General features: G+C 72.9%; 6 protein-coding genes. 3 read left to right on the plus strand and 3 right to left on the minus strand.

The annotated features are described in order from the left end of the window. Nucleotides 1–35 precede the first annotated feature (35 nt). The 3 genes from JGS39_RS31350 to JGS39_RS31360 all read right to left on the minus strand — a co-directional run bounded on the left by JGS39_RS31350 (nucleotide 36) and on the right by JGS39_RS31360 (nucleotide 2,895). Nucleotides 36–1,355, minus strand: a complete 1,320-nt coding sequence (locus JGS39_RS31350; RefSeq protein WP_219573129.1) for a coenzyme F420-0:L-glutamate ligase — start codon at nucleotides 1,353–1,355, stop codon at nucleotides 36–38. Next, nucleotides 1,352–2,308, minus strand: coding sequence for a 2-phospho-L-lactate transferase (gene cofD, locus JGS39_RS31355; RefSeq protein WP_219573130.1), 957 nt, complete (start codon nucleotides 2,306–2,308; stop codon nucleotides 1,352–1,354). The genes JGS39_RS31350 and cofD overlap by 4 nt, the downstream gene beginning before the upstream one ends. A 98-nt stretch (nucleotides 2,309–2,406) precedes the next feature. Beyond that, nucleotides 2,407–2,895 carry a cysteine dioxygenase gene (locus tag JGS39_RS31360; RefSeq protein WP_219573131.1) on the minus strand — a complete coding sequence of 163 codons (489 nt, stop codon included), beginning with the start codon at nucleotides 2,893–2,895 and terminating at the stop codon, nucleotides 2,407–2,409. A gap of 705 nt (nucleotides 2,896–3,600) precedes the next feature. On the opposite strand from JGS39_RS31360, the gene JGS39_RS31365 reads away from it, so the two are divergent. The 3 genes from JGS39_RS31365 to JGS39_RS31375 all read left to right on the plus strand — a co-directional run. Further along, nucleotides 3,601–3,864, plus strand: a complete 264-nt coding sequence (locus JGS39_RS31365) for a WhiB family transcriptional regulator (RefSeq protein WP_018103995.1) — start codon at nucleotides 3,601–3,603, stop codon at nucleotides 3,862–3,864. 309 nt (nucleotides 3,865–4,173) lie between these two features. Further along, on the plus strand, nucleotides 4,174–8,082 hold the full coding sequence (locus JGS39_RS31370; RefSeq protein WP_219573132.1) for a glycosyltransferase: 3,909 nt from the start codon (nucleotides 4,174–4,176) through the stop codon (nucleotides 8,080–8,082). Beyond that, a partial coding sequence (locus JGS39_RS31375) for a DUF5719 family protein (RefSeq protein WP_219573133.1) occupies nucleotides 8,079–9,338 on the plus strand: 1,260 nt, incomplete at its 3' end. The genes JGS39_RS31370 and JGS39_RS31375, both read left to right, overlap by 4 nt.

Here is a 9,338-nt window from a genome sequence, read left to right on the forward strand (position 1 = left end):
CGCCGCAGGCGCCCCGCCCCCCACAGGCCACCGCCTCACCGCACCGCGACAAACCCCTCCGCGTCGCGCTCCGCCCGAACCGAAGGCGACACCGCGGCCCGTCCCACGGCCACCGCCCCCAACGGATCCCACGACGCCGGCAACGACAGCACCTCCCGCACGACGTCCCGGCAGAACATCGTCGAGGACACCCACGCCGAGCCCAGCCGCTCGCCCGCCAGCGCCACCAGGAAGTTCTGGATCCCGGCGCCCGCGGCGACCACGAACATCTCGCGCTCCGCCCCGTCCCGTCGCGCGTCCCCGTACGTGTGGGAGCCGTCCATCACCATGCACGGCACCACCAGATACGGCGCCCGGCGCAGCACATCGCCCCGCTTCACCCGCCGCGCGATCGACTCCTCGCTCTTGCCGTCCCGCCGCAGGTCCGCGATCCACGCGTCCCGCATCGCGTCCAGCAACCGGGTCCGTGACTCCGGCGACTCCAGCAGCACGAACCGCCACGGAGTCGTGTGATGCGGCGCGGGCGCCGTCACGGCCGCGGCCACCGCACGCCGCACCGCGCCGGGGTCCACCGGTTCGTCGGTGAACTCGCGGACCGTACGCCGCTGGGTCACCGCCTCCCGTACCGCCTCGGACGTCCCCAGCCGGAACATGTCGTCCGCCGCGACCCGCACCATCGCGCGGGCCCCGTCGGCGTCGGCCGGGTCCATGACATGGCCGAGCCCCCGCACGACCGCGACGGGCAGCCCGTCCGCCTTGCCCTTGACCAGGTCACCGGCCGAGGCCAGCTCGTCCGCGGTGGCGACCACGGTCGCGCTCAGCGGATTGCCGTACGCGTCGCTGCCGCCCCTCAGATCGTCGAGTACCCGCACCCCGGCCGCGCCGATCGCGACATCGGTCAGCCCGTTGCGCCACGGCCGCCCGAAGGTGTCCGTGACGACGACGCCGACGTCGACACCGAGCGTGTCCCGCAGCCCCTGCCTGATCGTCCGCGCCGAGGCGTCCGGGTCCTCGGGCAGCAGCAGGACCGTCCCGGCAGGGGTGTTCGACGCGTCGACCCCGGCGGCGGCCATCACCAGACCCTGCCGGTTCTCCACGATGCGCAGCGTGCCGCGCCGCGCCACCACCCGTACCGTCTCGGCGTCGATCGCCGCCTCCCGGTCGGTGGCCTCGACGATCCGGCCCTCGGCCTTGGAGACGATCTTCGAGGTGACGAGCAGCACGTCGCCGTCGGCAAGACCCGGCTCGGTGGCGGCGATCAGTTTCGCGAGGTCGTCCCCGGCCCGCACCTCGGGCATCCCGGGCAGCGCCCACACCCGGTACGAGGGCGCGGCGTCCGGCCCGGCCGCGCTCATGCCCGTACCTCTTCGGCGAGCGCCAGCGCCTGCCGTGCCATCTCCGCGGTCGTGGCGACGTCGGTCATCATCAGCGGGACGGAGCGGCAGCGGATGCCGGCCGCCTCCACCTCGTCCACCGCACCCGCGTCCACGGTGTCGACGAGCCAGCCGTCGAGCAGCCCGGAACCGTAGTGCTGGGCGACCGCCGCTGCCGTCGACTCGACGCCCACCGCGGCGAGGACCTTGTCCGCCATCCCGCGCACCGGCGCGTCACCGACGATGGGGGAGAGACCGACGACCGGCACCCCGGCCTCGGCGATGGCCTCCCGGATCCCGGGCACGGCGAGGATGGTCCCGACGGACACCACGGGGTTCGACGGCGGGAAGAGGATGACGTCGGCCCCGGAGATCGCCTCCAGGACGCCCGGTGCCGGCTTGGCCTGCTCGGCGCCGACGGGCACGATCGCCTGCGCGGGGACGGAGGCGCGCAGCTTCACCCAGTACTCCTGGAAGTGAATGGCCCTGCTCTCGCCGTCGACGTCGACGGCCACATGCGTCTCGATCCGGTCGTCGGACATCGGCAGCAGCCGGACCCCCGGCTTCCAGCGCGCGCAGAGCGCCTCGGTGACGGCGCTCAGGGGATAGCCCGCGCCGAGCATCTGCGTACGGACGATGTGGGTGGCGAAGTCACGGTCGCCGAGCCCGAACCACTCGGGGCCGACGCCGTACGCCGCGAGTTCCTCCTTGACGTGGAAGGTCTCGTCGGTACGGCCCCAGCCCTGCTCCTCGTTGATGCCACCGCCGAGGGTGTACATCACGGTGTCGAGGTCGGGGCAGACCTTGAGGCCGAACAGATGGATGTCGTCACCGGTGTTGCCGATCACCGTGATGTCCGCGTCGGGCGCGGCCTCCTTGAGGCCACGCAGAAAACGAGCACCACCGATACCGCCGGCCAGAACCACAATGCGCATACGGACAGTTTGTCAGGCGAAGCCTGATCCTTGTCGGGGTGGTGGTGGGCGACGGGTGGGGGACCGTCAGGCGGAGCGCGGTTGCCGGACGCGGCCCTTCAGAGGGCCACGGCCGCCGCGCACTGGGTGGCATGCATCGGCATGTCGGTCAGGCCCGGGTAGTAGACGTGCAGGCTGACGGCCGGTCCGAGGGAGTCGTTGGCCACCTCGTGGACGTAGCCGGGGGCGAAGACGCGCTGGGCACCGGCGTCCAGGGTCCGCCGGCCGCGGTCCGTACGCTCGGTCAGTTCGCCTTCCAGCACGGTGAGTACGCCGGACGACGGCCCGTGGTCGTGCAGGCCGCTGCCCTGGCCGGGGACCCAGCTGAGCAGCCAGATCTCGTAGCCGGGTCCGGTGCGGAGCCGGTGGTACCAGCGGGTGGTGGCGTCGTACCGGACGAGGTGGGCCCACTGGGAGCGGTCGGCGGCGATGGTGCGGGCGAGCCCGACGAATTCCGCGACGGTGGAGGGGTGCTCGCGGGCGGGGCGCAGGAGGTGCTGGACCTCGAGGAGGTCGCCGGCGATCTGGAGGTCGCTGTCGCTGTTCATGGGTGCGGTGGTTCCTCGGCAGGGGTGCAGTGGTGCTGTGCGGATGCAGGGGTGTCGCAGGACCAGGGGGACCGGGTGACCGCAGAGGCGGGAAGCCGCGTGGGGGAGGGTCCGTGGGTCGCGGGATGAGCTGCGTCGAGCTGGAGCGCGGGGGCTTCAACAGCTGAGACAGCTGGAACAGCAACAGCGGGCCTGGACAGCGCTGCGGAACCCACGGATGTGGGCGATGCGCATGGCTGAGGTCGCTGGCATGACATCAAGGAGAACCGGAGAATCGCCGACTGTCAACCCAATGCCCGATTTGGGGGTAATGTTTCACCTCATCCGGTTACTCCATGCGGAGAAAGGTTTATGCACCTCCCGCACCGGAGACATGGCGCAACAATCGCCGCGGCAAACGCGGTCGAGCCCCCGTGACCCGACTGTGATCTTGATCGCTTCGGTGATCGAATCGCAACGTGCGCCCCCTCCCGGGAGTTCTTCCCTGTGGCGGGTGCGGGTGGCGCGAAACCCCTGGCATATGTCAGATTTTTGGTGATTTGCACACTTTACGCATACGCTTGGTTCCGCAGAGTGAATACCGGGCCCAATAGCAGATCTGAGCTTGACTGGCCCGAAGCTACACACTTGTAATTTCACTCGTGTCGTTCGGTCGATTCGATAACGGCCGCATCACGGGACGCAAGAGACAGACGAGGGGCGCACATGACCGAGCTGTTCCAGCAACTGCTGGTCGAGGACGCGGACGAGGAACTCGGCTGGCAGGAGCGCGCACTGTGCGCCCAGACCGACCCCGAGTCCTTCTTCCCCGAGAAGGGTGGGTCCACCCGCGAGGCCAAGAAGGTCTGCCTCGCCTGTGAAGTCCGGTCCGAATGCCTGGAGTACGCCCTTTCCAAGGACGAGCGATTCGGCATCTGGGGCGGCCTTTCCGAGCGGGAGCGACGGCGCCTCAAGAAGGCCGCGGTCTGACCCGGCCCCCTCCGCGAACGCCCCGGCCCGAAGGCCGGCCGCGAGAAACCGGACCCCGGGGACGGGCCGCTCCCCGGACCGACGACGCCCATGGCCCGCCGCCTGCACCCTGCCCGCAGGCGGCGGGCCATTGCCGTGCCCCCGGCCTCTCCACCGCTCTCGTTCAGCCGCTCCGCGCCACCCCGGTTATCCGTACCGTTAGTGTGGGGCCCCGTCCGAGACGCGCCAACGACCCGACAGGGCGCGCGTGTACACCGATGCAGCCCCCGGGGGACGTCCCCCGGACCCGGCCGGAGGGCCCGTACCTCGATGTCCGTGCACAGCCAAGCAACGGCGCCGTACGCGGCCGCCGCCGCCCCAGAGTTCCCCCGGCACGTCGTCACCGCCGTGCTCGTCTCCCACGACGGCGCACGCTGGCTGCCCGACGTGCTGGCCGGGCTGCTCGGGCAGGAACGCCCCGTACAGAACGTCGTCGCCGCCGACACCGGCAGCGCCGACGACTCCGCGCGCCTGGTCACCGAGGCGCTCGGCGCCGAGCGCGTCCTGCACCTCGCGCGGCGTACGGGCTTCGGCACGGCCGTCGACGAGGCGAGCCGCACCGCCGGCGTCCTGACCCCGGACGACCTGCCGTACCTGAAGCGCCCGAGCGGCTGGGACCCCGTCACCAGGTCCTGGCGCGACGACGCCTACGACCTGCCGGACCTGCCGCACGGCGAACCGGTGCAGTGGCTCTGGCTGCTCCACGACGACTGCGCCCCCGAACCCGACGCCCTCGCCGAGATGCTGCGCGTCGTCGACAACGACCAGCACGCCGCGATCGTCGGCCCCAAACTCCGCGGCTGGTACGACCGCCGGCAGCTCCTCGAAGTCGGCGTCTCGATCGCCAACAGCGGACGCCGCTGGACCGGCCTCGACCGGCGCGAGCAGGACCAGGGCCAGCACGACCAGGTCCGTACCGTCCTGTCCGTCTCGACCGCGGGCATGCTGATCCGCCGGGACGTCTGGGAGGAGCTCGGCGGTTTCGACCGCAGACTGCCCCTGATGCGCGACGACGTCGATCTGTGCTGGCGCGCCCACATGGCAGGACACCGGGTGCTGGTCGCCCCCGACGCCGTCCTGCGGCACGCCGAGGCATCCGCCCGCGAACGCCGCCCCATCGACTGCGCCGGCCGCTCGGTCTCCAGCCCGCACCGCGTCGACAAGGCCGGCGCCGTCTACACCATGCTCGTCAACGCACCCGGCAAACGGCTGCCCTGGGTGCTGCTCCGGCTCGTGCTCGGCACGCTGCTGCGTACGCTCGCCTATCTCGTCGGCAAGGTGCCCGGCCAGGCACTCGACGAGGTCACGGGCCTCCTCGGCACCCTGCTGCGCCCCGGCCGGATCCTCACCGCCCGTCGCCACCGCGGCAAGGGGGCCGTCGACCCGGCCGAACTGCGCGGGCTCTTCCCCGCCCCCGGCGCCACCGTCCGCGCGACCGTCGAACAGGTCGCCGGCAACTTCGGCGGCGGCGCGGAGACCGAGTCCGGCGGCTCGCGGCACGGCGCCGTCGAGTCGGGTCCGGGCGGCGACGACGCCGACTTCCTGGAGATCGACCAGTTCGCCAAGCTGAAGCGCGTCGGGCGCAAGCCGGGCCCGGTGCTCTTCGCCCTCCTGCTCCTCGTCTCCCTCGTCGCCTGCCGCAGCCTCCTGGGCGGCGGAGCCCTGGCCGGCGGCGTCCTGCTGCCCGCTCCCGGCGACGTCTCCGACCTGTGGGGCCGCTACGCGGACGGGTGGCACACCGTCGGCACCGGCGGCACCCAGACCGCACCGCCCTACCTGGCCGTCATCTCGGCCCTGTCCGCGCTGTTCCTCGGCTCCACCGGCTTCGCGCTCACCCTGCTGCTGGTCTGCTCGGTCCCGCTCGCCGGACTCACCGCGTACTTCGTGTCCCGCCCGCTGCTGCCTTCCCGGCTGCTGCGGGCCTGGGCCAGCGTCGCGTACGCCTTCCTGCCCGCCGCGACCGGCGCCCTGGCGACCGGCCGCCTCGGCACCGCCGTCCTCGCCGTCCTGCTCCCGCTGATCGCCCGCGCGGCCGTCTCCGCGCACGGCATGCGGAGCGGCGGCGGTGACAGCCGCGGCAGCTGGCGCGCCACCTGGGCGTACACCCTGCTGCTCACCCTCGCGATGGCGTTCACCCCCATCGTCTGGCCGCTCGCCGTGGTCCTCGGCATCGGTGTGCTGGCACTGCGCCGCAACGACATCACGGCCTACGGCCTCCGCTTCCTCGCCGCGGCCGGCACTCCGCTGCTGGTTCTCGCGCCCTGGTCGCTCTCGCTCCTGACGAGCCCCTCGTCCTTCCTGAAGGAAGCGGGGCTGGAGACCGGTTCGGGCTCGGCCTCCGCGCTGGACCTCCTCGGGATCAGCCCCGGCGGCCCCAAGGCGGCCGGTGGCGTCCTGCTCCTCGGCATCGTCCTCGCGGCCCTGGCCGCTCTGCTGCGCGGGGAGCGGCAGTTCGCCGCCCGGACCGCCTGGGCCGTCGCTCTGGTGGCCCTGGCCTTCGCCGGGCTCGCCAACGGCTCCGGCTGGGCCGGACCCGCCACCCTCGTCTACGGCGCCGCGCTCATCGCGGCCGCGCTGGTCGGCGCGGACGGCGCCCGCATTCGCGTCGCCGAGCTCAGCTTCGGCTGGCGTCAGCCGGTCGCCGTCCTGATCGCACTGGCCGCCGGGGTCGCTCCCGTGCTGGCCGCCGTCGGCTGGATGATCGGCGGCGCCGCGGGACCCCTGGAGCGCCGCGACCCGGTGCAGGTGCCCGCGTTCGTCGCCGCGGAGAGCAGCACCCGGGACCAGCCGCGCACCCTGGTGCTCGGCGGCACCTCGCCCGGCTCCGTCGCGTACACCCTGATCCGCGGCTCCGGCGCGCGGCTGGGCGATGCCGAACTGGCCGCGGCGGGCGAGGGCAACGGCTACCTCGACAAGGTCGTCGGCAACCTGGTCGCGGGCTCCGGCGCCGACCAGGGCAGCCAGCTCCGCAGCTTCGCGATCCGTTACGTCCTCGTCCGGGACGGGGCGCCGAAGCAGATGAGCCGGGTCCTCGACGCGACCCCCGGCCTCAGGCGCCTCAGCCAGCTGGACGGCAGCGCGCTCTGGCAGGTGGACCGCCAGGTCGCCCGGATCATGATCGTCCCGGCGGCAGCCGCCGACGAGCAGCTCCCGGTGGGCTCCGAACCCGTCGAGGCGCACACCAAGATCCCGGCGGGCGGCGCGGGCCGCGTGCTGCGGATCGCCGACGACGCCGACCCCGGCTGGCAGGCCACGCTCGACGGACGGTCGCTGACCCGCAAGACCGTCGACGGCTGGGCGCAGGGCTTCGAACTCCCCGCCGAGGGCGGCACGCTCGACCTCACGTACGAGACGCCCTTCACGCACTCCGTGTGGATCTGGATCCAGGCCGCGCTCACCGTGGTCCTGCTGGTCCTGGCACTGCCGGGCCGTCGCCGGGAGATCGACGACGACCTGCCCGAGGAGGACGCACCGGTCCCCGCCGAGCCGGTCGCCGGTGAGGGGCGCCGGGCCCGCAGGCTGCGAGCGGCCGCGCTGGCGGAGGGCGAGGGCGACGACGGCGAGAACTTCGACGCCGGCGAGCCCGCGGCCGAGGGGGAGCGGGCGGACCACTTCCCCGACCGGCAGACCGGCCTGCCCACCGGCCAGGAGCCGCTCGACACCGACTCCGACGCCGGCCAGGACGTCTTCGTCCCCCAGCAGGCCGACGGCGACACCGGCCAGTACGCGGCGGTGCCGCAGCAGCAGTACGGGGAATGGGACGCCCAGCAGTACCAGGGCACCGGCTACCAGCAGTACCAGGAAGGCCAGTACCAGGAGGGCCAGTACCAGGACGGCCAGTACGGTGCCGCGCCGCAGCAGCAGTCCGACGGCGCCGCAGGCTACGACGCGTACGGCTATCCGCAGCAGCAGCAGCAGGGCGAGTACCCCCCGTACACCCAGGGCCAGTACGGCAGCCTCCCGCAGGACAACAGCGGTCAGTACGACCCCGACGGCCAGTACGGCAACGCCCCGTACGACGCCGGTCAGTACGGCACGGGTCAGTACGGCACCCAGGGCGCCTACGGCGAGCAGGGCACGTACGACCCGCAGAACCCCGACGAGAACCCCGACGGGAACCCGGCCCCGGGCCAGAACCAGTGGCCGACCCGTAACGCATCGCGAGGCGAGTCCGAGTGAAGTCCACCAGCCTGTCCCTCATCGCCGGGGCCGTCGCCCTCGCCGCCGTCACCGGATTCGCCGCGGTCACCGCGCCGGACGGTGGAGGTACGACGACGGCGAAGGCGGCCACCCGGCTGCCCGTCGAGCGCTCCAGCCTGCTCTGCCCGGCCCCCGGCCTGTCCGACCTCGCGGAGACGGAGTACACCTCCTTCACCCCGGCGGCGAAGAGCGATGGCGCCGCGGAACCGGCCGGTACGGCCGAACTCCTGTCCTCGGCCGTCAAGGGCGTCGCCAAGGACACCGCGAAGGACAAGGACAAGAAGACCGGGAAGACGGACCCGGACAAGCCGGTCGTCCTCCTCAAGGAGCCCGGCAAGCCGGCCACCGCCGAGGTGTCCGGCGCGGACGCCCCGGCCCTCGTCGGCACCGCCACGGGCCGGCTGGCCCCCGGCTGGACCGCCCAGCAGACCACCACCGTCGAGGCGGGCGACTCCCGCGGGCTGCTCGGGGTCGGCTGCACCGTGCCCGACACCGACTTCTGGTTCCCGGCCGCGAGTACGGCGAAGTCCCGCGAGGACTACGTCCACCTCACCAACCCCGACGACACCGCCGCCGTCGCCGACATCGAGCTGTACGGTCCGGAAGGCCCGCTCAAGTCCGAGGTGGGCGAGGACATCACGGTGCCCGCCCGGTCCGGTATCCGCGTCCTGATCTCGACGCTGATCAACAAGGCCGAGGACGATGTGACCGTCCATGTCACCACCCGGAGCGGACGCGTCGGGGCGGTCGTCAGGACCGCGGACGACAGGAGCGGCAGCGACTGGCTCGCCGCCTCCACCGAGCCGGCGGGCACCCTGGTCCTGCCCGGCATCCCGGCGGACGCGACCTCGGTGCGGCTCGTGGCCTTCGCCCCCGGCGAGGACGACGCAGACCTCACGGTGAAACTGCTCGGCAAGACGGGCGCGATCTCGCCGGCCGGTAATGAGGAACTCCACGTCAAGTCGCAGATGACCGCCGGCGTCGACCTGAAGGCCCTGACGCGGGGCGAGCCGGGCTCCCTGCTCCTGACCCCCGCCGACGACGGCAAGGCCACCCCGGTGGTGGCCGCCCTGCGGGTGGTCCGCGGCAAGGGCGACAAGCAGGAGGTCGGCTACATCCCGGCGACGGGCCCGGTGGGCGCGCAGGCGACCGCCGCCGACAACCGGGCGAAGGGATCGGTCCTCTCGCTCACCGCGCCCGGCGCCGCCGGCACCGTGAAGGTCACGGCGTCGGCG

This window comes from Streptomyces poriferorum (assembly GCF_019399235.1).
GTDB lineage: Bacteria > Actinomycetota > Actinomycetes > Streptomycetales > Streptomycetaceae > Streptomyces > Streptomyces poriferorum.

Excerpts from the sequence above, each read along its gene's own strand:
- JGS39_RS31350 (WP_219573129.1), bottom strand. The coding sequence starts at position 1,355 with ATGAGCGCGGCCGGGCCGGACGCCGCGCCCTCGTACCGGGTGTGGGCG.
- cofD (WP_219573130.1), bottom strand. The coding sequence starts at position 2,308 with ATGCGCATTGTGGTTCTGGCCGGCGGTATCGGTGGTGCTCGTTTTCTG.
- JGS39_RS31360 (WP_219573131.1), bottom strand. The coding sequence starts at position 2,895 with ATGAACAGCGACAGCGACCTCCAGATCGCCGGCGACCTCCTCGAGGTC.
- JGS39_RS31365 (WP_018103995.1), top strand. The coding sequence starts at position 3,601 with ATGACCGAGCTGTTCCAGCAACTGCTGGTCGAGGACGCGGACGAGGAA.
- JGS39_RS31370 (WP_219573132.1), top strand. The coding sequence starts at position 4,174 with ATGTCCGTGCACAGCCAAGCAACGGCGCCGTACGCGGCCGCCGCCGCC.